The following is a 25,688-nucleotide window of genomic DNA, read 5'->3' as shown; positions in this document are numbered from 1 at the left end:
TCGGGCTTTTTCATTCACTTTCGTATATCCGTTATAATAACGCATCGATTGCATCGGTGTAGGTTTTTTTCGGAGCTACTCCTACTTGTCTTCCTACTACCTCTCCATTTTGGAACACCAAAACGGTGGGAATGTTACGCACTCCGTATTTAGCGGCAAACTCTTGATTGGCGTCTACATCGACTTTTCCAACCACTGCTTTGCCCTCATATTCTGATGAAATTTCATCGATTACTGGACCTACCATACGACACGGACCGCACCAAGCTGCCCAAAAATCAACCAAAACTGGTTTATCAGATTGCAATACTACTTCTTCAAAAGTAGCATCGGTAATTGCTAATGCCATGCTATTCTTATTTAAGTTATGTTTTCCTATTTAAAGCACAAAGATAACCAAATCTATGGGCCCGCCATCGACATTAAGATTACTTTTAGTTATTTTTTAATTGGTGAAAACAATACTAATTCAATTTAAAGTTGAGTTGCATTTTTTCTAATTCACTCAACAAATCCCTTGAAATTTTAATTTTCACTTTACGGCTAGGCATGGCCAAATGTGTAACAACGCGAAGTTCTTCGGTATCGGCGGGCAATTCGTCTACAAAGGCCTCACTGTCCTCCAACGTTTCATCGCCCTCTACAGCAGGCACTTCAACCGCTTTAATGACCGCTTCTGCTTTCTTTTTCACCCGTTCGAGTTCCATCACCTCAAAACTAATCGGATGTTCACCTTTATGCGCTTGAAATAAGGCTGCCAATTGTTCAATCATCGCTTGATGCAACTCTTGGATATTCATTTGTATGACCAGCTTCTTGGCAAACGTAGGCAGTACATCGGCCAATAATTTGGCGTCTTGAAAGGTAATTCGAGGATCTGATTTTTTACCCGTTTCCCGATTTACCCATCCTTCACGCACCAATACTTTAAAAAACACAAATTGATTGTTGACCAAAAAATGACGGAATTTTAAATATTCTTCATCAAAAATGCGGAACTCATGGTTTTCGTCGTAGCCTTCCAAGGTGAACATGGCCCAATCTTTTCCATTTTTCCCGGTTTTGAACTGTACATTGGTCACAATCCCGCCAAAAGTTAGTGTTTTATTAACCAACGGCTCTAGTTGCTTCAAATGTTCCAAACGTACATTACAGAAATATTTCATTTCAAAACGATAATCATCCAGGGGATGTCCCGAAATATAAATCCCAACCACCTCTTTCTCCCGGGCTAACTTGGCCATAGTGGTCCACTCTTCACAGGGGGGAATTTGGGGTTCGGCAATTTGAATTTCACTGGCTTCGCCAAAAAGACTGACTTGAGCCGAATTTTCGTTTTCTTGAAACTTGGCACCATACCGAATGGCTTTTTCCAAGAAAGTAATTCCATCGCCATCATGGTGAAAATATTGGGCACGGTGGGTAGCTTCAAAGCCATCGAATCCGCCTGCCAAAGCTAGATTTTCAAAGGCTTTTTTATTGGCTGCACGCAAGTCAATTCGCTTCGCCAAATCAAAAATAGAGCGGTATTTTCCTTCTTTTCGTTGCGCTACTATCGTATCAACTGCACCTTGCCCCACGCCTTTTATGGCTCCCATTCCAAAACGAACGGCATAGTCTTCGTTTACGGTAAATTTATAGAACGACTCGTTTACATCGGGACCCAACACTTTCAATCCCATGCGTTTACACTCTTCCATAAAGAACGAAACTTGTTTAATGTCATTCATATTATTGGAAAGTACGGCCGCCATATACTCTGCAGGATAATGGGCTTTGAGATAGGCCGTTTGATAGGCGACCCAAGCATAACAAGTGGAGTGGGATTTGTTGAAAGCGTAACTCGCGAAAGCTTCCCAGTCTTTCCAAATTTTATCCAGCTTTTCTGCATTATGTCCGTTGGCCACCGCTTGGTCGATGAACTTGGATTTCATTTTATCCAAAACATCTTTTTGTTTTTTACCCATTGCTTTCCGCAAAACGTCGGCATCCCCTTTGGAGAAATTGGCCAACTTTTGCGACAACAACATTACCTGCTCTTGGTAGACCGTAATTCCGTAAGTCTCTTTCAAATATTCTTCACAAGCATCCAAGTCGTAGGTGATGGGCTCTTCTCCGTTTTTACGACGAATAAACGAGGGAATATACTCCAAGGGTCCCGGACGATACAAGGCATTCATCGCAATCAAATCCCCAAAAACCGTAGGCTTCAACTCCTTCATATACTTTTGCATTCCCGGCGATTCATATTGGAAAATCCCTACCGTTTCCCCACGCTGGAACAACTCATAAGTTTTGACATCATCAATGGGGAAAGCATCGGGATCTAACTCGATTCCGGTGCGGTATTTCACCAGTTTACAGGTGTCTTTGATAAGGGTCAACGTTTTCAACCCCAAAAAGTCCATTTTCAATAACCCTGCACTTTCTACGACCGAGTTGTCAAATTGAGTCACAAACAGTTCAGAATCCTTGGCCGTTGCCACAGGAACATAATCGGTAATGTCGCTCGGGGTGATAATCACTCCACAGGCATGAATTCCCGTATTTCTTAAATTTCCTTCTAACACTTTCGCCTGTTGAATGGTTTCGGAACTTAAATCGCCCCCATTCGCCAATTCAATGAGCTCTTTGACTTTATCAAATTCATCTGCCCGTAACGCGGCCTTGAGTTTGTCATTTTCCAAGGAGAAAATTTTGGCCAAATTCAGGTTATTCGGAATCAGTTTGGCTATTTTATCGGCTTCAAACAAGGGCAAATCCAATACCCGAGCGGTATCGCGCACTGAGGATTTGGCGGCCATGGTCCCGTAGGTAATGATTTGTGCTACCTGATTGGAGCCGTATTTTTGGATAACATAATCCATAACTTTACTGCGTCCTTCGTCATCAAAATCAATATCAATATCAGGCATGGACACCCGATCAGGATTCAAGAAACGCTCAAAAAGTAGGTCGTAGGCAATCGGGTCGATGTTGGTAATTCCCAAGCAATAGGCCACAGCACTTCCCGCGGCTGAACCACGCCCTGGCCCCACAGAAACTCCCATTCTACGGGCTTCTGCGATAAAATCTTGCACAATCAAAAAGTACCCCGGATACCCGGTTCGCTCAATAGTAGCCAACTCAAAATCGAGGCGTTCGCGAATTTCTTCCGTGAGTTCAGGGTAGCGTTTTTCGGCCCCTTTGTAGGTTAGAAAACGTAAATAATTATTTTCTCCGCGTTTCCCGCCATCGTCTGTGTCTAAAGGGTCTTCAAACTCCGAAGGGATTTCAAATTTGGGCAAAAGCACTTCACGGGCTAGATCGTAAATTTCAATTTTATCGACGACCTCTGCAATATTGGTGATGGCTTCAGGAAAATCGGCAAACAGTTGCTTCATTTCGGCGCCCGATTTGAAATAGTACTCCTGATTGGGTAAACCAAATCGGTAGCCACGGCCGCGTCCAATGGGTGTAGATTGTTTTTCCCCGTCCCGCACACACAAGAGAATGTCGTGGGCATTGGCGTCTTCTTTTTTTACATAGAAAACATTATTGGTTGCCACGGTTTTAATATGATGCTTGCGAGAGAGATCAATTAATGCACTGTTTACGCGATTTTCATCCTCTTGTTGGTGCCGCATGAGTTCGATATACAAATCATCTCCAAACTGGGCTTTCCACCACAACAGCGCTTCTTCTGCTTGGTGCAAGCCGACATTAAGAATTTTGCTCGGCACTTCACCATACAAACTTCCGGTGAGCACGATAAGATCTTCTTTATACTGCTGGATAATTTCTTTGTCAATACGCGGCACATAATAAAAACCGGCCGTGTAAGCAATGGAAGCCATTTTGGCAAGATGGTGATACCCGCGTTTATTTTTGGCCAAAAAAACCACTTGATACCCGTTGTCCTTTCGGGTTCGATCTTTGTGGTTATCACACACATTAAATTCGCACCCTACTATAGGTTTGAGTATGGTTTCTGTGGGTGTTTCCCCTGCTTCAAGGGCTTGTTCATTTTTTTGTTTGGCCGTTTTATTGTGCGCCATAACGTCTCGCACAAAGTGAAAAGCCCCCATCATATTGCCGATATCGGTCATGGCTACGGCAGGCATTTTGTGTTGCACGGCCGCTTGCACCAAATCTTTTACGGATATCGTCGACTGTAGTACAGAGAATTGCGTATGGTTGTGCAAATGCACGAAATCAACCGTCGCCATTTCAGCCTGTCCTTGTGCGATATCTTGATGCGAAATCGGAGTGGCTGGGGTGGGATTGGCTTTTTTGCGAAGCTCCTCTGATTCCTTTTTCAAGTTCAAATGGGTCAACCCAACGGGAGGTATAGGCTGAGGATTTCGCGCTTTAAATTGCTGGAAATAGTCGGACGTAACACCGAGTTCGGTTTTGGTGAAAATTTCTCGTCGAATCAACTCCAAGAAACAGCGAGTTGTTGCCTCCACGTCGGCAGTGGCATTGTGCGCCTCCCCAAAAGGTTCCCCAAACAGGTATTCATGTAATTCGGTTAGCGTGGGCAGTTTGTAACGTCCCCCGCGACCACCCGGAAGTTGCAATAAACCGGCTGTAACCTCGGTACACGTGTCTAAAACGGGAAGTTGTGATAATGCAGTAGGAATTCCCGCGCGATGAAACTCACACCCCATGATATTGACATCAAAACCGACATTTTGCCCTACTATAAATTTTGTTTGGGCTAGTGCGGCATTGAATTTTAGTAGCATTTCACGTAAATCTACCCCGTACTTATGGGCCAACTCAGTTGAAATGCCATGAACCCGTTCGGCATCATACGGAATATCATAGCCTTCGGGAATCACTAAATAATCTTGGTTGTCTATAAGATTACCCCATTCGTCATGCAACTGCCAAGCAATTTGTACTGCTCTTGGCCAGTTATCGGTATCGGTAATTGGAGCGGCCCAATTGCGGGGTAATCCTGTAGTTTCGGTATCAAAAATTAAATACATAGTCGATTTTTAAGGCTTAAAAACACCTTGCCTTTCGTTTCAAAAATACACTTTCGCCTGAGAAGATTCAAGGAATAGTTATCAACAAAAAAAGCTGTCTCGTTAAAGACAGCTTTCTATATTTTATGAAATTTTGACCCTTACGGTTCGGGGAAAATAGGGATTTGATAGAAGGTCCCGTATTGGAAATTCACCAAGTCACCGCCTAAAGGGTTGGTAGTAGTTTGTACTGCATTAAATTTAAATTCTCCCGAAATGATGGTTCCGTTATTTTGCGTAATTTTTATTTCACCATTACTTCCTTCTACATTAAGGACGCGAACACGTCCAAGTCCATTACCGCCTACCACAGTAATTACATCACCGGCTTTGTATCCGTTTCCGGGGGAGGCTACGCGAGCTGCTGTGATTGCTCCTGCCGCATTTGTGGATATCGAAACCGTGAGTCCGCTACCACTTCCTCCGGTAGTGGGATAGGATCCACTACACGTAACTACACCTGCTACAGTTGTACAATTGGCGGTGTACCCCGACCCTCCTGCTACGATCCCTGAAGCGATATTGGCTACAGGGCCGTTGATAATTTTTGTTTCATACGCCAATTCGATGTCGTTGAACGAAGATTGATACGTTGCTTTGATTCCTGTATTGGAGGTTCCAAAGAAATAGGTACCTGGATTTCCATTGGCCACACGCAATTCAACCTCTTCATCTTCAGCCAAAGCTACAAAACGAATAGCGTTGGTTGAAGCCGATTTATAGGCTTTTACATCAATTCCTCGAAATAAAATGCCGTCGCGATAGGCTTGAAAACCCGGATCGTTAAATTTAATTTCTTCTGAACAAGAAGAAAAAGTCAACACAACTAGAAATAGGGCAATTAATTTTTTCATGTACGTAATTATTCGGTATTTGTAATACAAAAATAGTTTTTTTAAGGAATTACACCCTATTTTTTATGGTTTTTATCGGGCAACGCTATTTTTTTGAGTTCGAGTAATTTGAATTAAAATGTTTTGTATATTTGCGCCCTCAATAACCGGGGTCGAGTACCCCATAAACAAATCATTCGATTATGTCAGTAAAAATTAGATTACAAAGACATGGTAAAAAAGGGAAACCTTTTTACTGGATTGTAGCCGCCGATGCGCGTGCCAAAAGAGATGGTAAATTCTTAGAAAAAATTGGAATCTACAATCCGAACACCAACCCTGCAACGGTAGAATTACATTTAGACAAAGCGGTTCAGTGGTTACACAATGGTGCACAACCTACCGACACTGCACGTGCTATTTTATCGTACAAAGGAGCTTTGTTGAAACATCACTTGGATGGTGGTGTTCGCAAAGGCGCTTTGACGCAAGAGCAAGCTGATGCTAAATTAGCGGCTTGGTTGGAAGAAAAAGCAGCGAAAGTAAACGCTAAAAAAGACGGTTTGTCTAAAGCGAAAGATGATGCTAAAGCAAAAGCATTGAAAGCTGAAAAAGAAATCAACGAAAAACGTGCTAAAGCCGCTGAAGAAGCTTTGAAAGCTGCTGAAGCAGAAGCAGCAACAGAGGAAGTTGCGGAAGAAGCAGCTGAAGCAGCTACTGAAGAAGTAGTGGCTGAAGTGGCGACAGAAGAAGCTCCTGCGGTTGAGGAAGCTCCAGAAGCTCCTGCTGCTGAAGAAACTAGCGAAGAAGCTTAATTCGTTATCCAGCGGTAATGCGAAAGAAAGACTGTTTCTATCTCGGCAAAATCGCGAAAAAATTTAGCTTCAAAGGAGAAGTCCTACTCTATTTAGATACGGATCAACCCGAATTATATGAAAATATGGAATCAGTTTTTGTCGATTTAGGCAAAAATCTGGTTCCATTTTTTATTGAAACAGCACAACTCCACAAAGGAGATTTTCTCCGCGTCAAGTTTGAAGACGTCGATTCTGAAGCCGAGGCCGATGAAATTCTAGGCAGTGAAGTTTACCTTCCCCTTTCGGCGCTCCCTCCTCTTGAGGGAAATCAGTTTTATTTCCACGAAATTATTGGGTTTGCCGTGGAAGATCAGCGCTTAGGCCCTATAGGTGAAATTGTAGGCGTAAACGATACGACAGCCCAGCCCCTATTTGAAATTGAATGGAATACCCGCCAAATTCTTGTTCCCATGATTGACGATTTCATTATTGAAGTGAATCGCGTCCAAAAGAAAATTGTACTCAATACGCCTGAAGGATTGGTGGATTTATATCTTTAAGAAATTCCAATAAAAAAATCCTAAATTCCAATACTTTAAACACCTCCCGAAGCATCGGGACCAATTTTTTAAACGCCAAATCAAGATTTTATGGAAAAGCCTTATGACTTAGAAGAAAGAACCTATTTATTTGCAAAAAACTGTCGGATATATGTCCGAAAACTTCCCAAAACAATTTCAACCCTAGAAGACGGAAAACAACTCGTTCGTTCATCGGGTTCGGTTGGAGCGAATTACATTGAAGCAAATGAAAAACTTGGCGATAAAGACTTTTTGTTTAAAATAAAAACATCCCGAAAAGAAGCAAAAGAATCGAAATATTGGATACGATTATTGCAAGAATTAAATCCTGATTATAGAGAAAACTCGATTTCATTATTTGAGGAAGCCGATGAACTAAGAAAAATATTTTCAGCCATTATATCCAAAAGTTCTTCCTAATTTTGCCCATCATAATTTCCCCAATTTTGGAATTTCGGGATTTTTTGGAATTTGGAATTTTACAGATTGGAATTTCCCCACTTAGATTTTACCCCTATGTTTCAATTTAAACAATTCACCATTGAGCAAGACCGTTGTGCCATGAAAGTAGGTACCGATGGGGTGCTCTTGGGTGCTTGGACGCCTTTGGACCATCATCCGTTTTCGATTTTGGATATTGGAACAGGTACCGGACTCATCGCTTTGATGCTTGCCCAACGAAGCGCAGCCGAACACCTTGACGCGCTTGAAATCGATGCCGATGCTTTTGAACAAGCCGTTGAAAATTTTGAGAACTCCCCTTGGAACGACCGTCTCTTTTGCTTTCATGCCTCGCTGGACGATTTTATGGAGGAATTGCAAGACGAAGTATATGATTTGATCGTTTCCAATCCACCTTTTTATACAGAAACCGTTTCGTCGGGCAGTGAACACCGCGATCGTGCCCGTCAAAATCAATCGTTGCCTTTTGAAGATATCCTGGAAGCTGCGGGTATTCTGCTTTCGGAGATTGGAGTGCTTGCGCTTATCATTCCCGCCAAAGAAGAGGAACGAATTATTGATTTGGCTCGTGAGAACGAATTGTATCCTTTTAAAATTACCCACGTACAAGGCACGCCCACTAGCCCCGTAAAGCGCAGCCTTCTTGCCTTTTCACGAGAACAACGCTCCCTGACTACCGACAGGATGGTTATCGAACTTGAACGCCACTGCTATACCGAAGCCTATCGCGCTCTTACCAACGACTTTTATTTGGATAAAAAATAAGATGATCGCATACAATCCCTAGAATTAACAAAATTTTGGAACAGGAGCGCTTTGGGAATTTGTACCTTCGTTACACTAACTTTTCTCCTATGAAAACGGCTCTCGGTTTCTTTTTCCTTCTCTTTGCTTTCACCGATGCTGTGGGTCAGAGTTTTCGCATACAGGGCACTTTGCGCTCGCAAGAAATGTGGATTGCAAAAGCCGATATTGCCAATTCCCGAACACAAAAACATGTCACGTCAGCGCCCGATGGTTCCTTTTCTATTGACGTGGCCTTAAATGATGTACTTTACATTGTACACCCTGATTTTGAAATAAAAAAAATCACTATTGTGAGTGAAACCGTTTGGCTCTACGATATTGAACTTACTCCCAAAGCGATTCAATTGGATGAGGTAGCTGTCGACAATCTGAGCAATGTTAAAGTAAGTGTCAGCCCGGGCGAGCAACGGTTGGCGGAGCTAAAAAAAGAAGAATTACGCTCGTATACGGGAGTGTATGACGGATCCATGCCTTATGGAGTAAATTTTGTATCCTTGTTTAAAGGAATTGGGAAACTTTTTAAAAAGAAAAAAGAGGAACCTACAGCCAATGCCGAAACCCTCGACCAATTTATAGATCGTCATTTTACAGAAGATTACTGGACGACAACTTTACGCTTAAAGCCCGAAGAAAAAGCGCCATTTTTAAAATTTTGTATGGAAGATCCCCAGCTTCAAACCCTGTTGGCACGGGAGAATGGTTTAGAATTGACGGAATTTTTTCTCCAAAAAAAGAAGGCGTTTCAAGTCCAAACCACCCTTGTAGCACCCAAGCCCTAGCATCCTGACCTGCCTGCCGGCAGGCTGGTAGGAGCGGCATCCTCCCGACGCAAGGTGGGAGACCTCCCTTCACCGGAAGGCAAGTACAGCGGATAGCAGGAAAAAGCTTCAAAAAATAACAACTGTTCGTTTTATTCTGAAAGGGGTTTTGTTAAATTTGCAAACGTTTTCGTAAAGTAACAATCCGACGGTAAATCCGTTAACAACAAACAAACACATGAAACCAGACTTATTTCAAGCTCCCGACTATTATTTGTTGGATGATTTATTGACAGACGAACATAAATTGGTACGTGAAGCGGCTCGTGCTTGGGTGAAACGCGAAGTTTCTCCGATCATTGAGGATTATGCCCAGCGTGCTGAATTCCCAACACAAATTATCAAAGGTTTGGGAGAAATTGGTGGTTTTGGCCCTTATATTCCTGTCGAATATGGTGGTGCAGGATTGGATCAAATTTCATACGGCTTGATCATGCAAGAGATTGAGCGCGGCGACTCTGGGGTGCGTTCAACCTCATCGGTGCAATCGTCTTTGGTGATGTATCCGATTTGGAAATATGGTAACGAAGCACAGCGCATGAAGTACCTTCCCAAATTGGCAACGGGTGAAATGATGGGTTGTTTTGGCTTGACCGAACCCGACTTTGGGTCGAATCCCGGGGGTATGGTTACCAACTTTAAAGACATGGGCGACCATTATTTGTTGAACGGTGCCAAAATGTGGATTTCAAATGCTCCGTTTGCGGATATCGCTGTGGTTTGGGCCAAAAACGAAGAAGGTCGTATTCACGGATTAATCGTAGAACGCGGCATGGAAGGGTTTTCTACGCCCGAAACGCACAACAAATGGTCGTTACGCGCTTCGGCTACGGGAGAATTGATTTTCGACAATGTAAAGGTTCCTAAAGAAAATTTATTACCCAACAAATCCGGATTGGGTGCGCCGCTAGGCTGCTTGGATTCGGCACGTTATGGAATTGCTTGGGGAGCGATTGGCGCTGCGATGGACTGTTATGACACCGCTTTACGTTATGCGAAAGAGCGCATCCAATTTGACAAACCGATTGCAGCCTATCAATTGCAACAGAAAAAATTGGCCGAAATGATTACCGAAATCACCAAAGCCCAATTATTGACCTGGCGTTTGGGTGTTTTGAGAAACGAAGGAAAAGCGACTACTGCTCAAATTTCGATGGCAAAACGCAACAACGTGGATATGGCGATCAACATTGCGCGTGAGGCCCGTCAGATATTAGGCGGTATGGGAATCACGGGAGAATACTCGATTATGCGTCACAGCATGAACTTGGAATCGGTGATTACCTATGAGGGAACGCATGATATCCACTTGTTAATCACAGGGGCTGATATTACGGGAATCCCAGCATTCAAATAAAATAACTTCCTTTTATACAAAAAATGCTTCACGAGTTGTGAAGCATTTTTTTTGGCATTACATGAGATTTTACTTTGGATTCAGCGCTTGATCAATTCTGGCGATTAAATCAGCGATATGAAATTTGCTTAAACGATCGGTTGTCGTAGTATTGGCCACTTTCAATTGATTTTTCAGTTCTATTAAATGACCGCGTGCAATCGAGGGCAAATCGGTGTCGACCATAACGATGCGTCTTCCGTTAAAATTGGCCACCGCACTTTTATCCAATTTGATCGCATCAATCAGTTTTGAAACAAACGCTTTTTGCAAATTTCTTCGGTACACATCAATCGGGGTATTGGATTTAAGTTCCGAGAAAATTCCGTTTTTCAAATCGCTCATCAATTCGTCTACCGAGTAATTATCTTTTCCTAACGAAGCGGTTTCCATCAAACGGGCCATTCGATCCAACGACATTAAACTGGAGAGCGTACCTTCTTGTATTCCACGCATGAGTTCGACTCCTTTATCGGGATAAATTTTTGCCAAGATATTTTGATCCAACAACCAAGTAGGTGTTTTAAACAATTGCTTATTCAAAAAGTCTACCGCTTCATTTTGAATGCTTGACGGCACCGTTTCGTATTCGTTGCCTTGCATGTCATAGGTTTTTGGGGTCTCATAAATTCCGCCCACATTTTTCGTCACATGACCCATATAGCGTCTAAACTGACCCACCAAAGCGGTGTACATGTCTTCTAGTTCCGAATAATCTTCGCCCTTTTCTTTACTCCATTCGATAAGGTTGGGTAAAATGTATTTTAAATTTTTAATCCCATATTCGGAGGCTTTCATTGCATTATCGCCTAAATCTTCTGTTTGATAACGCGGATCAAAAGGACTACTTTCGGTACCAAACCAAAGACGGCGATTTTTGTAGGCTTCTTTGGTCATTTCGTTGAGCAAGGCTTTCTCCTCCTCTTCCGATTTCGCATCTGCAAAATAGGAATATCCCCATTTGATGGCCCATTTATCATAATCGCCTATACGCGGGAATAGATCGGTGACCCCATCGCCGGGTTGCGCCACATAATTAAATCGGGCATAATCCATAATGGAAGAGGTGTGACCGTTTTTCTTTTGGTATTCGGGATTTCTCAACATTTCCACCGGTGTAGCATTACTTGCTCCCATATTATGTCGTAAACCAAGGGTATGGCCTACTTCGTGAGCGGCTACAAAACGAATGAGTTCACCCATTAACTGATCGTCAAATTTTTTATTTCTTGCTTTGGGATCGACTGCCGCGGTTTGAATGAGATACCAATCGCGCAACAAACTCATAATATTATGGTACCAACCGATGTGACTTTCCATAATTTCCCCTGTTCTCGGGTCGTGCACGTTCGGACCGTAGGCATTTTGGATATCGGCAGCAAAGTAGCGCAACACCGAAAATCGGGCGTCTTCCAAACTCATGGTCGGATCGTTTTCAGGCCAATATTCGCCGCGAATAGCGTTTTTCCACCCTGCGCCTTCAAAGGCTACTTGCCAATCGTCAATTCCTTGTTTAATGAAGGGTTTCCACTTATCAGGTGTTGCCGGGTCGATATAATAAACAATCGGCTTAAGGGGTTCGATCAACTCACCTCGTTTTTGTTTTTGAGCGTCTTCTTCATTTTTTGGTTCCAAACGCCAGCGAACCGCAAAAATATCGGTATCGGCTTTATGCGATTCTTCTTCAAAAACACTGTATCGGTTGGCAAAATACCCTACCCGTTTATCAAAAGTACGCTTGCGCATGGGCTTTTCGGGCAATAAAATAAAAGAAGTATTCAATTCCATAGTTACTACCCCAGCATCTAAACCTGCAGGTAAATCAACGCCAATTTTAGGTGCGGGTGTTCTGGAGATTTGAGGTGCTACCGTGGTAAATGTTTTCGTCGTTCTGATTTCTGTATTAATAGGGAAACTTTTTACATATTGAATGAACGATTTATCTTTTTGAAACGCTTGGATGCTTAACAATTGCTTTTTGATCGGGTCCAAGGAAAAGGTTTGCACATCGGCTTCAAAAGTGGGAGTCATGTCAATTACACTGGCCACATTTTCTTTGCCGGCTTCGTCTTTTTTGTAGGCTAAAATGTCATAAATCCCAATAATAGGATCGGCGCTGGAGTTTCGCACCGATTGGGTGATGGGTTTGTCTTCCTCTTTGGCCATGATCACATAGGTGATGGAACGCAAAATGATGGTGTTGTTTAACCCTTTTTCAAAACGAACGACCTGTCGATTTACTTCTTCCCCACCAAAAATTCCACCTCCAGCGGGTGTTTTGGAATACCGTGTGGTGGTCATAATTTCTTTTCCGATAAGGGAATTTGGAATTTCAAACAAGTATTTATCTGCAACCTTGTGTACATCGATCAAGCCTTTTTGAGTGATGGCCGTTGAATCGATTACTTTTTTGTAGGGTTTTGGCTCTTTCTTACCCTCGGGTTTCTTGGCTTCTTGTGCAGGTGGCGCTGTATTTTTATCTTTTTTCTGAGCGATAATCTCTGTACTTAAAAAAAGTAAAAGCAGTACAAAAACTTTTAAAGATTGGTTATACATATTCGTAAGTTTAGTTGGTTAAAAATACAATTAAGAACGAACAATGTCGTGTTTTATATCAAAATTAACATCTGGTGTCTAGAGCAAATTCTTTATTTACACTCCCGCTTGAGAAAGAGTCTCAGTAGAGTTGGAATAACCTTTCAAAAAAAATCAAACAATAAATAAAATTGATATAAAATACTTCTTGTATTTGAGAAGCATTTTTATTTTTACAAAAAAATACTATGCAAATTTCAGACATAAACGGCGCTCTTCAACCGTTGAAAGACCAATTGCTACAGCATCCGCTTTACGATAAAATTCGAACCCTTGACGATTTACACTGTTTCCTAGAACACCATGTCTATGCGGTTTGGGATTTTATGTCGTTGTTAAAAGCGTTACAACAGCAACTCACCTGTACCACGACGCCATGGTTACCGGTTGGAAATCCTGAAGTACGCTATTTGATTAATGAAATTGTTGTGGCGGAAGAAACAGACCTTGCGATGGATGGAAAACGCCAAAGTCATTTTGAGATGTACTTGGACGCCATGAACCAATGCGGAGCCAATACGCTGGCGGTTCAACGCTTTTTGGAGGATATTCAAAAAACGCAAAACATATTTGTTTCCATCAAACATGCGGAAGTGCATCCGAAGGTACGCGCATTTTTAGACTTCACCTTTCGGGTCATTGAAGAAGGGAAGGCGCATAAAATTGCAGCTGCTTTTACTTTTGGGAGAGAAGATTTGATTCCGACGATGTTCACTGAGATTTTAAAGAACTTCCAGCAAAATTTCCCACAAACCGATTTGTCAAAGCTAATTTACTACTTTGAACGTCATATCGAATTGGATGGCGATGAGCACGGTCCGATGGCGATGCAAATGATTACAGAACTTTGTGGAGACAGCGCAACCAAATGGAATGAAGTGCTCGAAGTTTCCCAACAAGCTTTGGAAAAACGCCTTGGTTTATGGGATGCGATTGAAGAGATGGTTGTCACTCGCGAGGAATTGGTGTAAAAATACAACTTAGTTATGTTGAGCGAGCCGAATTTTCTGCTCGCTTTTTTTGTTTCCAGATGATTCCGTCCAAAATGTAATGTGTGAATTGAGGTACTGTTAACAAAGGTACCCATAGGGCAGTCCAGTTTAAAGTCGCTAAATCTGAAAATGTAAAATGTTCTTTCCATACCATAACTTCCCAAAGCCATTCCTCGCAAAAAGCGAAACCACATACAATAATTACAAAAGTGATAACGCCAATAGCTTGTTTTGGTATCTGTCCGATAATCAATTCGTTGGGCTTGCTCTTGATTTCATTAAAGTAAACCAAGGCCATATAAGGAACTCCATGCGACACAACATTAATCGCAGTAAAGGCCCAGTCGCTATTTAAGTAAACAATCCCAGTAAACCACGAAATGGCTGTTCCCACTATGATCATTTGCTTTGGCCAATTGATTTGGTTAAATTTTTGATATTCTTTAAACGTGATTGTAATGTGGACTAGCCAAAAAAGTATATACAAAACATACCAATACGGTTTTGCGTTTGGTAAAGAAAGTCGCCAAAAATCATCTGGAGTAAACCAAGTATAATTTCGGTCGGGGGTGATAAACCAATAGAGCATTGGTAATCCTGTTACAGCATAAATCATCACGGTATCCCAACGGCGTTTAAGCAAACTCGTATGCTCTGTTCTACTATACAGCCGCATAAATCCATATTGTTGTCTTATAAAATGAAAAACCGCCAAATAAGCTAGAACCGACCAAAAAGTTTTGCTCCCCAAAGCATACAATACAGCGCCCAAGACAAAACAACCTAAGGGTATACCCCAATAGCGGAGTCGATGTTTACCAACTTCTCCAGAGACCCAATACGTTTTGAACAAGGTGGCATAAACATGTGCAACATCAATAAAAACAATGAATACCAACCAGTTCACAAACTCATATTTATCCTCTAAATGGCTAAAAAAAGGTTGACATAACAAGACTACCCCTACAATAAGGAACGGAGGTAAAAGAATAAACAATGTATCCTTTTTTTGATTATAGATCCAAGGTGTACTCATGACAAAAGTTGATTTACAACATCAATACCTTGATGAAAAGCCTCTTCAAAAATAGAAATACCCGACAAATCAGTGTGCGCAAAATAAATACGATTTTCCATGGTTTGTGCCGCATTACGTCGGGCTTGCCCTGTGATAAACCCGGGCTTCGGACTTATCATTCCGTGTCCCAACCGATGAATGGTCATAGATTCTGTTACTTGTTCAATTGTCGGATGCGCTTTCTTGAGCTCGTTAAAGACTTTTTGTTGCCAATACTCTGCCGGTTTTTGATAAAGTAATCTACGGTCTCTTTTGCAGTTATCGGAAGAAAAACTGTGATAATAGGTAATGACTTTGGGAGTTGAAACTTGATTCAAATGCTGATGTTGATCGTAAATATAGCCTAGACCATCGGATTCATACAAAACATTATCCCAACACAGCGGATAAGTTTCATTATCCTTTAATTCAGAGACGACTAATGTGGCTAATAACCAAGGCGCGTAATGAAAAGAGCGGGCATATTTTTTGTGCGAATCAAACAAATAGGCATTCACAAACTGTGGAGTTGTCATAATGACTTTTTGGGCATGGATGATCAAAGATTGATTCTTCTGAGCATCAAAAACCCATAATTCAACTCCTCCCACTTTGATTTTCACCTCATACACTATGTGATTGACTTTCGTTTTATCTTTAACATAACTATGAAAATGACGTACTAAACGAGCATTTCCCTCTGGCCATGTGAGTACCCCATCTTCATATTCAGGTTGGGCATTTTTTTTCCGAGCAGCAAAATAGTGAATGCCTGCATAGGCAGATACATAGTCAATTCCCAACCCAAAATCATCACGACAACAGTAATCTACATAGGCAAATAATTTAGAAGAACTCCATTGTTTCTCCATCCACTCCCGCATTGTCATCTGATCGAGTGCGCGATTTTCATTTACCCAAATGACATTTTTTAGCGGAATATCAAACCAATATTTCCCCGCTGTTTTTTGAGAGCGGTAGTACTCCATTTGTTGAAAAAAAGCAGCAAATTGTGCTTCATCATTAGCGCTCAACTCCGATTTAGGAATCAATCCTTCGTGCCAGGCATTCCGGTAATAAATGCGTTCGTTGGGCGCAAAAACAATTTGCGTTTCATCAAAATTCAATAGCCCAGTTTGGTCCTCTTCTTTTAAAATTTTTGACTCTTTTAAAAACGCAATCAATTCGTGGTCTTCCCGATTAGGTAACGGTAGATAGTGCGCCCCGAGGGGATATTTTGTATAGGTATTTTCACCATTTGAAGCATTTCCCCCCACATGATCTTCCATTTCTAGGAGTAAAAAATCATCGTGCCCTTTACGGTGCAATTGCCGTGCAGCACTGAGTCCTGTAACACCTCCACCTACAATAACAATCGGTACCGACAAGTGTGCTGTGGGGGCAGGAAAATCTTTGCTCCACAAACGATGTCCGAGCACATGCCTTGTTCCGGTAAGTTTAACCACCCATTGTTTTGCCTTTTGTTTGCACGCCTGCAACATCGGCAAAACAACTAATGCTGTTGCGATACTTTTAAAGAAATTCCGTCTGGATTTATTGAATTCGGCCCCACTCTTCATCAAAATAGCGAACTAAAATTTGGTTATCCAATCGATTAATTTCGACATCCTTTTGCATCATATCGGACGGAAACTGATTCATCGTGTCAAATTGATAGGTATAAAAACGAAGCCCTTGAACGGTTCGATAGACCGTGTTGAAAGTTGTCCCAAATCCGTTGATTGCAATTGAAAAGCCCCATTCCCCAAAAGAAGGGACATAGGCATGGTAGGCGTCAACCTGTGGAAAAACATGTTGTATCGTTTTTTGAATACACCAAAACGATTTTGGCGCAAAATAAGGAGAGGTGGTTTGTACTACCACGACAGCATTTTCTGTAAGATTCTTTTGAAGGGTTTGATAAAAATTTAGAGCATATAATTTACCCAAACTATAATTGGAAGGGTCGGGAAAATCAATAATTACTACATCAAAACGTTTCGTATTGGCTTTTGACCAAATGTAGGCATCTTGATTCAATACGGTTACTTTGGGATGGTTTAAGCTGTTTTTATTAAACCCTTTCAGGATAGCATTCGTTTGAAACAATTTTGTCATCCCTGCATCCAAATCGACTAGCGTTATGGACTTTACATCACGATACTTGAGCACCTCGCGCACAGCAAGCCCGTCACCACCTCCAAGCACTAATACGTGATCAATTTTGGGTGCCATAGACATCGCAGGGTGTACCAAGGCTTCATGGTATCGGTATTCATCTTGTGAACTGAACTGAAGGTTATTGTTTAAGTACAATCGATAATCACTTTTTTGATGTGTGAGAACGATACGCTGATAGGGTGTTGCTTGAGTGTAAATGATATTCTCTCCATAAAACTTTTCCTCTGAAAGGCCGAGCAATCGGTCGGAAAATAAGAAAGAAACAGCCAATATTGTAAAAGAAATTAAGGCTTTCGATTGAAGTATTCGGGGGCGTTTTACCTCATTTTGCAATACAAAACTCAAGACAATAGCTATGGAAACATTGATCATTCCGAAAAAAAGCGAGGTCCCCATAATCCCGAAATGGGGCATCAGAAAAAGTGGAAATAATATAGACGCTAAAAGCGCTCCTATGTAATCAAACGCAAAAACATTAGATACTAAATCACGAAAGGCCACTCGATCTTTTAAAATATTCATCAAAAGCGGGATTTCGAGTCCAACTAAACAACCCGTTACAAAAACCAAGAAATAAAGCACGAACTGAAAAGAAGCGGCATTTTCAAATAAAAAATACAATACTACTGAGCTCAATCCACCAACTAAACCCACTAAAATTTCAATCTCAACAAAAGTCTTCAGTAAATTTTTTTGGATAAATTTGGCAAAATACGAGCCCACTCCCATTGAAAACAAATAGACACCAATGATAAAAGAGAATTGTTTTACCGAATCCCCTAATAGGTAACTAGCCAATGTCCCTGCGACTAATTCATAGATTAATCCGCAAGTAGCAATGACAAAAACTGCAAAAAGTAATAAGAGTTCGAATCGAAATTTTTTACCCATGAATAGCGGCACTAACAATCAAAGAGATTCCAATAATTAATGCCCCCATAACTATTGCCAAGGCCGTATTTTTATTGTGAACAATTTCTTTCCACGTATTTTCAGGCGTCATTTTTTCCAATATCCAGTATCCAATAAATAGGATAACTATACCAATAATTGAAAAAACAATTGAATTTAAAATAGGAGTAAGTGTCATAAGGTATTGTTTTATTTGTGATAAAAATGATTGCGGGTTGTCACTACATTGGAGGAGCGGTATTCTTGTGTGGATTCACAATCACAAATTCGATTACCGGCTACAGAACTGTATAAAAAATAAGCATAAAATAGAGCTCCAAGTATCAAAGCTAATTTATTTTCACGAATGAAATGTGTCAATTTTTCCATATTTATTCTTCGTAAGGTGAGTAGTCACTGTCTTGCCATCGTGGCTTCTCCAAAAACATTAAATTTAAATAATACCCTCCCACAAGAGCAATTCCCATAAAAAGTAAGGTCATTAAAAAATTACGTAGGGTAGGCACCTCCCACTGCGCTGTGACATACATTTTATCGCCATTACTCATATCGCTTTCCTTGGAAGGGGTCAATGCGAGATGATATTTTCCCGGACCTACACCACAGATGGTAAAACTTTCACTGGTACTTCCTTCTGTCCAATTCTCTCCACCTTCGTAACCGTGGTAATATTCAACATCTTTATTGGCATACACTTCGTCTTGGGTAATCTCGTTAATGAGCGCAACTTCCAAACTTGCCCATGAATTATCTACATTGGTTGAAACATCAATTTTCAAGGAAGCAGCCATACCTTCAAGTGTAAATGAAGGAGTGTTCAATGTACTCCCTTGCGCTTTATCCATGGGCAAATCGATGCTAACTACTTGCGCTTCATTTCGACCAAGATTACGAAAAAATAAGGTGAATAACATTAGTATCCCAACACTTGCAAAAACAATAATTGCTTTTTGAAATGAAAACACGGGAGGTTGAACGATTCCAACACCAATCTTTGGAGGCATCACCGAACAATTAAATGCTTTTTTTATGTTTCTTCGACTAATGTGCTCACCTTTGAAATGCACTTCATAGTTATTGTACTCCTCTTTAGACAATAAATGCGGTGGATTAATATATTCGCGTAAAGAATATTTTTTTTGGATGTCATAATCAAAATATCCATGAGCCATTAATAGTTTGGGCGTTGAATTATCGTATAAATCGAAAGTTTCACCATTACATTCGGCAGTATAAATTTCAAAATTTACCTGGTCAGACTCTGGTATTTTTTGCATCCAAATCCAATGCCCCTGCGATTCCGAAAGGTATCTAAAATTGGCTGCATCATCAACTAAAACATATTCAACCCAATGATAATAACTGTAAGAAGACTTGACAAGGATTCCCGTAATGGTATATGTTACCCCATAAATTGTTCCCTTTTGTCCTAATTGAAGTGGGAGTTCTTGCGTTATTTCCCCCTTTAATTTATGTTTTACACGCCATTCTGCATCGGAATCTTTTCCATAAACACTTTGGCAATTTGGACACACAAAAAAAGTAGGCTCAAAAGTTAGATCCACAGTAGTATCAGTGTCGCAATGAAAACAAGATAAAGTCATTTAGCGTTGAATTTCAAATTGTTTGAGAATAGTTGCTTCAAAAAAGTCAATATACGCTTGAGCCAAAGCTCTCACCTTTTCGCTGTTGTCTTGTTGGTAATTACACAAATAGATATCCAGCGTAAGTTGTTGATGTTCTGGCCAAGTATGAATACAAATATGAGATTCTTTCAAACAATATGCTATTGTATAACTCGCGTTCTCAAAAACATGTTGTGAAAAACCAACTTTTTCCAATTCAAATTGAGCCAACATTAGGTCTGTAAATTGAACGAATAGCGCTGCATTCATTAAAAATTCTGTTCGCGTTACATGCAAGGTTAACAAGGCATGTAAGCCAGGCTGATATTCAGGTGATGACATTTATGCAAAATATATTTTTATACGGCAAGTTTCAAAAAATGTTACACTTTTTAATTTAGCGTTGAGATAAATGAAACGAAATAGCAAGGATAAAAACGTTCAATTCTAGATAAAGTTAAATTATTTCACCTACAAAAACACTTCATTCGTCGCATAATCCGCAAGCTTGAAATATTTCTCGCTATCTTTGATAGTGTTAGAATATTTATGAAAAATTCAACCCGCTTTTACCTTATTAATATCCTAGGCATCTTTGCCTTTCTAAGCATTCCCATCTTATCATCTCCTGATTTTGGTGAAGGTTGGCAATTGATTTACATCAGTCCGTTTCAAAAATCATTTGTCCGTTTTGTATTTCTCCTTCTCCTATTCTACACCTATTATTACGTTGTAATACCCAAACTGTTTTTGGCCAAAAAAAAACTACTCTTTTTTGCCTTTGTCGTTTTTGCTTATCTCGGGATTATTGGTATCACCAATGCTATTTTCGGTAGTCAACGATTTATGCCTAGATCAAAGGGATTCCCAAACTTCCCTGAACCCAGAGAGCCTTCAGAGATTTTTGATGCCCAAATCTTAATTCCCTATTTGTTAGTCATTGCCTTTGCCTTTCTTATTAAAATGTCAAACCGTTTGAACGAAATTAATACTGAGAAAAAAATTGCCGAAGTTTCCTATCTAAAAGCGCAAATTAATCCGCATTTTTTATTCAACACCTTAAACAGCTTATATGCGCTAACCTTGCAAAAATCGGATGAAGCCCCCAATGCTGTCTTGAAACTTTCGGGGATTATGCGGTATGTCGTCACCGAAAGTAATCAGGAATACGTTACTTTAGACAAAGAACTCAATTATATCAAGGACTATATAGCGCTACAAAAATTGCGGCTTGACCAAAACGTTATTTTGGATTTTAAGATTGAAGGCGAACCTTTTGGAAAAGCCATTGCACCACTTATATTGATTCCTTTCATTGAAAATGCCTTTAAATACGGCATCAATCCCGATGCAGAATCGTATATTTTGATTCATATCTTAATTGAAAACCAGACCTTAACGATGTCGGTTAAGAATCCCAAAGCTGCCCATTCTATAGACGAAGAACTGCGGACAGCAGAGGGCCTAAAAAACACCCAAAAACGATTGGATTTGATGTATACGGGACGGTATAACCTATCGGTTTTTGAAGATGAAAAAGTATATGAAGTGACCCTAATAATAGATTTACAATGATTCGCGCTATAGCTATTGATGACGAACCTTTGGCGTTGCAAGTGATTACCCATTATTGCGCCCAAATTGACTTTATTACCCTTGAAAAAACCTTTACCGCTCAAAGTGAAGCCCTTAAACACATTCGTAAGTTTCCTGTAGACTTGCTTTTCTTGGACATCCAAATGCCCAATAAAAATGGCATTGATTTTTACAAATTGTTGGATCATGATGTGATTGTGATTTTCACGACCGCTTTTAGTGAATATGCTGTCGATGGATTTAATGTCAATGCCACCGACTATTTGTTGAAACCCTTTTCGGAAGAACGTTTTAAACAAGCAGCGTTAAAAGCACGTAATGAGTTTGAATTCCGAAAAAATCTTCAAATCCAAACGCACTTAATGGTACGCGCGGATTACAAATTGTACCGGCTTGAATTTGATACCATTATTTTTATTGAAGGTATGGATGACTATGTACAAATTCATCTCACCAACGGAACAAAAATTGTAGCCCGCCATGCCATGAAAAGTATTTTGGATAAACTTCCCAATCAAAAATTCAAACGAATTCATCGTTCTTACATTGTAGGTACTCAACACATCAAGTCGATTCAAAATAAAACGGTATCGCTCGGTGAATTTGTATTACCCATTGGCGATACCTTCCGCGATGTCCTTTTAACCTAAAACGAATGAAACAGCAACCTTCCATTATTTATAAACGTTTTCTCCAAAAAACGGAGTCAACCGCAACCTATCAAAAGAGAACTATTGCCGAAATACAGGATGAAATTTGTATTGTTGACCTGACACTCTCGCCCAAAGGAAGTTGGCACTTTATGCCCAAATTCAATACAATACTTGCGATTCCATTGGCGGGTGGTATCCAAGTTCAAAAACCCGAAAAAATGCACGCGATTCCTGTGGGTAATTTTCTTGAATTGTATCCCACGGCAGAAAATCATGTTGCCATCACCAATCCGTTCGCTTCGGAAACTGTGAACTGTATCCTAATTCACTATAATTCCGCGCCAGGTCAATCGCAACTTCAAACCCTGGAATTGCCTTTTTTTCAGTGGCAAAATAATCCAATGCATTTGACCCTTCGGCAGTTTAGCAATCGGGAAGAATTTGAATTTATGCCGCAAAAACCCAACCATCCGCTGTGGGCTATTTGCTTGGCGGGGGCTTTTGAATTTGAAAATCGATTGCTTGAAGACCGCGATGGATTACAACTTATATCGCCCCATTTATGTGAAATGGAATCCTTATGTGAAGGGTCCATTTTAGGCTTAATTCAGTTATAAAAAACGAGTTAACCGCTATTTCTTTTCTGTTTACCTCAATAATTAGGCTGTCCATTTCCTTTGCTATTTCTTTATATCACTAAAACAGAAAATTATGGAAAGAAAGGATTTTTTACGAAAAGGATTCAGCCTTCTTGGAGCGGCCATCGTTGTACCTAGCCTTTTACGTGCCAATCAATCGGAGTCTGAAACCACCACGTGTACTGTAACCAACAGTGAAACGGCCGGTCCATTTCCAACGCTAACACCTTCTAGCTTGGTTCGAACAAATATCACGGGAGACCGCACGGGTATTCCTATGGATATTACCATCACAATCATCAACGTGAATGCCAATTGTACGGCCCTTCAAGGCGCCCTCGTTGATATTTGGCATTGTGATAAAGATGGATACTATTCGCAATACGGCGGAACGGGTATGCAAACGGTAAACTATACAAACAACACATTTCTTCGAGGCAGACAAACAACCGACACCAATGGACAAGTGGCCTTTACTTCTATTTTTCCAGGATGGTACACCGGAAGGTCAACCCATATTCACGTTCATATTTACAGTGCCTCGGGAACTTCACTATTGGTCACTCAAATCGCCTTTCCTGAGGGATCGAATAGCGCTGTAGTGCAAGTGAATAGTGCTACAAGTTATGGATACACCAAAGGGATGACGGGGTATACCTATAATGCCAACGACAATGTTTTTTCTGATGGCGTGACAAGTGAAATGTCTACGATAACCGGTTCGATTGCCAATGGTTTTGATCTAACCCATACCATTTATGTTGCTGGACCCGTATTGAATACCCAAACCTTTGAATCCAATACCTTCTATTTAGGGCAAAATTATCCCAACCCTGTGGAAGAAATAACCAAAATTCCAATTGTATCCAAGGCAGCGGGAACTGTTGAAGTGACCGTCTATGACCTTTCTGGACGGCGGGTACAACAGCCACTCCGCACCTCCATTGACGGAGGCATTCAGGAAATAGAGCTTAATGTGAGTGGATTATCCAAAGGGATTTACATCTACAAGGTAATGGTGGAAACAGCCACAGGAAAATTTGAACAAAGTAAAAAATTAAGTAAAACTTAGTTTACCCCAAAACATTACGGATTCACATCATACGCTTGTTTTCATAATCCTGATTGTAAAAATTAGCAACCCACTGGGTTAACAGCGCTTTTGGATTTGCTATTTTATAATTTCCGTGAATTCCGTAATGTGATATATTTTTTTCATGATAAAGGAGTTCGTTTGTGAACTCCTTTGTTCTTTCTGTAGTTTGACCGTTGAAAAAAATGGGTTTACCTCAAAAATTAGACGTAAAGGCGCAATAGAAATACTTTTAGCCCCTAAATAAGATTGTAATATGACTAAAAAACTAATCACCCTACTGACTGTACTTGTTGGAATTCATTCCTTTAGTCAAACCCAACGCTTGCTTTTTGGCACCCCCGTTGAAAAAATCAATCCTACCCATGGAAAAATTCGCTGTGCAACAACAGAATATGAAACGTATCTCCAAAACGAAGATGCCTCACGAAATACCGCCGCCTTTGAACAATGGATTGCTCCAAAAGTTGAAGCCATTAAAACCCAACTCCTCAGCGGTAAATCAGCAGCGACAGTAGTAACTATTCCAGTCGTGGTGCATGTAATCCACAATGGAGATGCGGTTGGAACGAATGAAAATATTTCTGATGCGCGGGTGTTATCGCAAATCACGGTATTAAATCAAGACTTTCGTCGAATGGTAAACACCAACGGGTACAATACCAATGCTGTAGGCGCTGATATTGAAGTTGAATTTTGTATGGCGCAACGCAAACCCGATGGCACCGCTACCAATGGAATTGACCGCGTCAATCTAGGCACGGCGAGTTGGGCCACAGAAAGCAGTGTCGAGGGCACGCTAAAACCCAATACCATTTGGGATCCCACCCAATATTTTAACATTTGGGTTTGCGCCTTTAGCACCAGTACTTCAGCCGAATTGTATGGCGTTTTGGGATATGCACAATTTCCCTATGGCTCTGGACTTTCAGGGTTGTCAGGAGTGACCAATACCGCAACTACCGACGGTGTGATTATTGATTACCGCTGCTTTGGATCCAGTCAAATTGCACCGGGGAGTTATTTTACAGATTATGATTTGGGTCGAACGGCAACGCATGAAATTGGTCACTGCTTTGGACTACGACATATTTGGGGAGATAATTCAAGTTGCACCGTAAATACGGCCGATAGCGCCAAAGATTATTGCCCCGACACTCCCGCAGCAGCCAATGAAAACTATGATTGTGCCGACACTTACGATTCTTGTCCCGCTGCCACTGGCAATGATATGATCGAAAACTACATGGATTATACCAACGATAGTTGTATGAATATCTTTACGCTAAATCAAAAGGCACGTATTTTAGCGGTGATTCAAAATTCACCCCGCCGAAACACGTTACCCAGCTCCCAAGCTTGCCTAGCACCTTTAAGTCGTTCTGAATTTGAATTGTTTGATAACCTAAAAATCTATCCCAATCCCGCGCAAGAATATGCCATAATAAATATTTCCTCAGGAACCGACTTGCCCGATGCCTATCAAGTATGTAATGCCTTGGGGCAACTGGTTGTTGAAAAAACGGTCTACAATTCAACCGATTTAACAATCCCCACTTCCGAATGGGAAAGCGGCGTGTATTTTGTCAAAATAATCAAACAAAACAGTAGCAAAACTCTTCAATTGTTGAAAAAATAAT

At 40.8% G+C, this 25,688-nt stretch carries 22 protein-coding genes; 12 read left to right on the top strand and 10 right to left on the bottom strand.

Going from position 1 to position 25,688, the window contains the following annotated elements; all coding sequences use genetic code 11:
* Window positions 1-31 precede the first annotated feature (31 nt).
* The 3 genes from trxA to BUC17_RS02075 all read right to left on the bottom strand — a co-directional run bounded on the left by trxA (window position 32) and on the right by BUC17_RS02075 (window position 5,866).
* On the bottom strand, window positions 32-379 hold the full coding sequence (gene trxA / locus BUC17_RS02085) for a thioredoxin (RefSeq protein ID WP_262489248.1): 348 nt from the start codon (window positions 377-379) through the stop codon (window positions 32-34).
* 85 nt (window positions 380-464) lie between these two features.
* Window positions 465-4,973 carry a DNA polymerase III subunit alpha gene (dnaE, locus tag BUC17_RS02080; RefSeq protein WP_073361062.1) on the bottom strand — a complete coding sequence of 1,503 codons (4,509 nt, stop codon included), beginning with the start codon at window positions 4,971-4,973 and terminating at the stop codon, window positions 465-467.
* A 140-nt stretch (window positions 4,974-5,113) separates the two neighbouring features.
* A complete protein-coding gene (locus tag BUC17_RS02075) occupies window positions 5,114-5,866 on the bottom strand; it encodes a DUF6252 domain-containing protein (RefSeq protein ID WP_073361059.1) in 753 nt (250 codons plus the stop codon).
* Between the two features lie 182 nt (window positions 5,867-6,048).
* On the opposite strand from BUC17_RS02075, the gene BUC17_RS02070 reads away from it, so the two are divergent.
* From BUC17_RS02070 to BUC17_RS02045, 6 genes are all read left to right on the top strand, one after another.
* Window positions 6,049-6,660 (top strand): 30S ribosomal protein S16, encoded by a 612-nt coding sequence (locus tag BUC17_RS02070; protein WP_073361056.1) that lies wholly within the window; start codon window positions 6,049-6,051, stop codon window positions 6,658-6,660.
* A 17-nt stretch (window positions 6,661-6,677) separates the two neighbouring features.
* Complete coding sequence (rimM, locus tag BUC17_RS02065; protein ID WP_073361054.1) at window positions 6,678-7,202, top strand: ribosome maturation factor RimM; 525 nt, start codon at window positions 6,678-6,680, stop codon at window positions 7,200-7,202.
* Between the two features lie 90 nt (window positions 7,203-7,292).
* The gene (locus BUC17_RS02060; RefSeq protein ID WP_073361050.1) at window positions 7,293-7,643 is read left to right on the top strand and encodes a four helix bundle protein; all 351 of its coding nucleotides are present in this window, start codon (window positions 7,293-7,295) and stop codon (window positions 7,641-7,643) included.
* Window positions 7,644-7,739: 96 nt separating this feature from the next.
* Window positions 7,740-8,450 (top strand): tRNA1(Val) (adenine(37)-N6)-methyltransferase, encoded by a 711-nt coding sequence (locus BUC17_RS02055; protein WP_073361201.1) that lies wholly within the window; start codon window positions 7,740-7,742, stop codon window positions 8,448-8,450.
* A gap of 89 nt (window positions 8,451-8,539) precedes the next feature.
* Complete coding sequence (locus BUC17_RS02050; RefSeq protein ID WP_073361047.1) at window positions 8,540-9,271, top strand: hypothetical protein; 732 nt, start codon at window positions 8,540-8,542, stop codon at window positions 9,269-9,271.
* Between the two features lie 217 nt (window positions 9,272-9,488).
* On the top strand, window positions 9,489-10,667 hold the full coding sequence (locus tag BUC17_RS02045) for an acyl-CoA dehydrogenase family protein (RefSeq protein ID WP_073361043.1): 1,179 nt from the start codon (window positions 9,489-9,491) through the stop codon (window positions 10,665-10,667).
* A gap of 69 nt (window positions 10,668-10,736) precedes the next feature.
* On the opposite strand, the gene BUC17_RS02040 is transcribed toward BUC17_RS02045, so the two are convergent.
* Window positions 10,737-13,262 (bottom strand): zinc-dependent metalloprotease, encoded by a 2,526-nt coding sequence (locus BUC17_RS02040; RefSeq protein WP_073361040.1) that lies wholly within the window; start codon window positions 13,260-13,262, stop codon window positions 10,737-10,739.
* A 227-nt stretch (window positions 13,263-13,489) separates the two neighbouring features.
* Here BUC17_RS02040 and BUC17_RS02035 point away from each other — a divergent pair, with 227 nt between their 5' ends.
* Entirely contained in the window at window positions 13,490-14,272 is a 783-nt protein-coding gene (locus BUC17_RS02035; RefSeq protein ID WP_073361036.1) for a DUF3050 domain-containing protein, read from the top strand.
* A gap of 13 nt (window positions 14,273-14,285) precedes the next feature.
* Here BUC17_RS02035 and BUC17_RS02030 read toward each other — a convergent pair whose 3' ends face one another.
* The 6 genes from BUC17_RS02030 to BUC17_RS02000 form a co-directional block, all read right to left on the bottom strand.
* Complete coding sequence (locus tag BUC17_RS02030; protein ID WP_073361033.1) at window positions 14,286-15,329, bottom strand: hypothetical protein; 1,044 nt, start codon at window positions 15,327-15,329, stop codon at window positions 14,286-14,288.
* Window positions 15,326-16,816, bottom strand: coding sequence for an FAD-dependent oxidoreductase (locus BUC17_RS02025; protein ID WP_234977669.1), 1,491 nt, complete (start codon window positions 16,814-16,816; stop codon window positions 15,326-15,328). The genes BUC17_RS02030 and BUC17_RS02025 overlap by 4 nt, the downstream gene beginning before the upstream one ends.
* Before the next feature lie 88 nt (window positions 16,817-16,904).
* Window positions 16,905-18,422, bottom strand: coding sequence for a polyamine aminopropyltransferase (locus tag BUC17_RS02020; protein WP_073361028.1), 1,518 nt, complete (start codon window positions 18,420-18,422; stop codon window positions 16,905-16,907).
* Window positions 18,415-18,621, bottom strand: a complete 207-nt coding sequence (locus BUC17_RS02015) for a DUF350 domain-containing protein (RefSeq protein ID WP_073361025.1) — start codon at window positions 18,619-18,621, stop codon at window positions 18,415-18,417. The genes BUC17_RS02020 and BUC17_RS02015 overlap by 8 nt, the downstream gene beginning before the upstream one ends.
* A gap of 193 nt (window positions 18,622-18,814) precedes the next feature.
* Complete coding sequence (locus BUC17_RS02005; RefSeq protein ID WP_073361019.1) at window positions 18,815-20,047, bottom strand: DUF4178 domain-containing protein; 1,233 nt, start codon at window positions 20,045-20,047, stop codon at window positions 18,815-18,817.
* Window positions 20,048-20,410, bottom strand: a complete 363-nt coding sequence (locus BUC17_RS02000; protein ID WP_073361015.1) for an S-adenosylmethionine decarboxylase family protein — start codon at window positions 20,408-20,410, stop codon at window positions 20,048-20,050.
* A gap of 207 nt (window positions 20,411-20,617) precedes the next feature.
* Here BUC17_RS02000 and BUC17_RS01995 point away from each other — a divergent pair, with 207 nt between their 5' ends.
* From BUC17_RS01995 to BUC17_RS01975, 5 genes are all read left to right on the top strand, one after another.
* Window positions 20,618-21,643, top strand: a complete 1,026-nt coding sequence (locus tag BUC17_RS01995) for a sensor histidine kinase (protein WP_073361012.1) — start codon at window positions 20,618-20,620, stop codon at window positions 21,641-21,643.
* Window positions 21,640-22,314 (top strand): LytR/AlgR family response regulator transcription factor, encoded by a 675-nt coding sequence (locus tag BUC17_RS01990; RefSeq protein ID WP_073361008.1) that lies wholly within the window; start codon window positions 21,640-21,642, stop codon window positions 22,312-22,314. Before BUC17_RS01995 ends, BUC17_RS01990 begins: the two co-directional genes overlap by 4 nt.
* A 5-nt stretch (window positions 22,315-22,319) precedes the next feature.
* Window positions 22,320-22,934 carry a hypothetical protein gene (locus tag BUC17_RS01985; RefSeq protein WP_073361005.1) on the top strand — a complete coding sequence of 205 codons (615 nt, stop codon included), beginning with the start codon at window positions 22,320-22,322 and terminating at the stop codon, window positions 22,932-22,934.
* Window positions 22,935-23,028: 94 nt separating this feature from the next.
* Window positions 23,029-24,027 (top strand): T9SS type A sorting domain-containing protein, encoded by a 999-nt coding sequence (locus BUC17_RS01980; RefSeq protein ID WP_073361002.1) that lies wholly within the window; start codon window positions 23,029-23,031, stop codon window positions 24,025-24,027.
* Between the two features lie 277 nt (window positions 24,028-24,304).
* Window positions 24,305-25,687, top strand: a complete 1,383-nt coding sequence (locus tag BUC17_RS01975) for a T9SS type A sorting domain-containing protein (protein ID WP_073360999.1) — start codon at window positions 24,305-24,307, stop codon at window positions 25,685-25,687.
* The last annotated feature ends 1 nt before the right edge of the window (window position 25,688 follow it).

The sequence above is a fragment of the Flavobacterium fontis genome, assembly GCF_900129405.1.
In the GTDB taxonomy this organism is placed as follows: domain Bacteria; phylum Bacteroidota; class Bacteroidia; order Flavobacteriales; family Flavobacteriaceae; genus Flavobacterium; species Flavobacterium fontis.
The sequence above is the reverse complement of the archived record's forward strand: the minus strand, read 5'-3'. Positions and strand labels throughout refer to the sequence as shown.

Excerpts from the sequence above, each read along its gene's own strand:
- BUC17_RS02000 (WP_073361015.1), bottom strand. The coding sequence starts at position 20,410 with ATGTCATCACCTGAATATCAGCCTGGCTTACATGCCTTGTTAACCTTG.
- BUC17_RS02005 (WP_073361019.1), bottom strand. The coding sequence starts at position 20,047 with ATGACTTTATCTTGTTTTCATTGCGACACTGATACTACTGTGGATCTA.
- rimM (WP_073361054.1), top strand. The coding sequence starts at position 6,678 with ATGCGAAAGAAAGACTGTTTCTATCTCGGCAAAATCGCGAAAAAATTT.
- BUC17_RS02015 (WP_073361025.1), bottom strand. The coding sequence starts at position 18,621 with ATGACACTTACTCCTATTTTAAATTCAATTGTTTTTTCAATTATTGGT.
- BUC17_RS02040 (WP_073361040.1), bottom strand. The coding sequence starts at position 13,262 with ATGTATAACCAATCTTTAAAAGTTTTTGTACTGCTTTTACTTTTTTTA.
- BUC17_RS02020 (WP_073361028.1), bottom strand. The coding sequence starts at position 18,422 with ATGGGTAAAAAATTTCGATTCGAACTCTTATTACTTTTTGCAGTTTTT.
- BUC17_RS01975 (WP_073360999.1), top strand. The coding sequence starts at position 24,305 with ATGACTAAAAAACTAATCACCCTACTGACTGTACTTGTTGGAATTCAT.
- BUC17_RS02070 (WP_073361056.1), top strand. The coding sequence starts at position 6,049 with ATGTCAGTAAAAATTAGATTACAAAGACATGGTAAAAAAGGGAAACCT.
- BUC17_RS02045 (WP_073361043.1), top strand. The coding sequence starts at position 9,489 with ATGAAACCAGACTTATTTCAAGCTCCCGACTATTATTTGTTGGATGAT.
- BUC17_RS02055 (WP_073361201.1), top strand. The coding sequence starts at position 7,740 with ATGTTTCAATTTAAACAATTCACCATTGAGCAAGACCGTTGTGCCATG.
- BUC17_RS01990 (WP_073361008.1), top strand. The coding sequence starts at position 21,640 with ATGATTCGCGCTATAGCTATTGATGACGAACCTTTGGCGTTGCAAGTG.
- BUC17_RS02075 (WP_073361059.1), bottom strand. The coding sequence starts at position 5,866 with ATGAAAAAATTAATTGCCCTATTTCTAGTTGTGTTGACTTTTTCTTCT.
- BUC17_RS02030 (WP_073361033.1), bottom strand. The coding sequence starts at position 15,329 with ATGAGTACACCTTGGATCTATAATCAAAAAAAGGATACATTGTTTATT.
- BUC17_RS01985 (WP_073361005.1), top strand. The coding sequence starts at position 22,320 with ATGAAACAGCAACCTTCCATTATTTATAAACGTTTTCTCCAAAAAACG.
- BUC17_RS01980 (WP_073361002.1), top strand. The coding sequence starts at position 23,029 with ATGGAAAGAAAGGATTTTTTACGAAAAGGATTCAGCCTTCTTGGAGCG.
- BUC17_RS02060 (WP_073361050.1), top strand. The coding sequence starts at position 7,293 with ATGGAAAAGCCTTATGACTTAGAAGAAAGAACCTATTTATTTGCAAAA.
- BUC17_RS01995 (WP_073361012.1), top strand. The coding sequence starts at position 20,618 with ATGAAAAATTCAACCCGCTTTTACCTTATTAATATCCTAGGCATCTTT.
- BUC17_RS02050 (WP_073361047.1), top strand. The coding sequence starts at position 8,540 with ATGAAAACGGCTCTCGGTTTCTTTTTCCTTCTCTTTGCTTTCACCGAT.
- BUC17_RS02035 (WP_073361036.1), top strand. The coding sequence starts at position 13,490 with ATGCAAATTTCAGACATAAACGGCGCTCTTCAACCGTTGAAAGACCAA.
- dnaE (WP_073361062.1), bottom strand. The coding sequence starts at position 4,973 with ATGTATTTAATTTTTGATACCGAAACTACAGGATTACCCCGCAATTGG.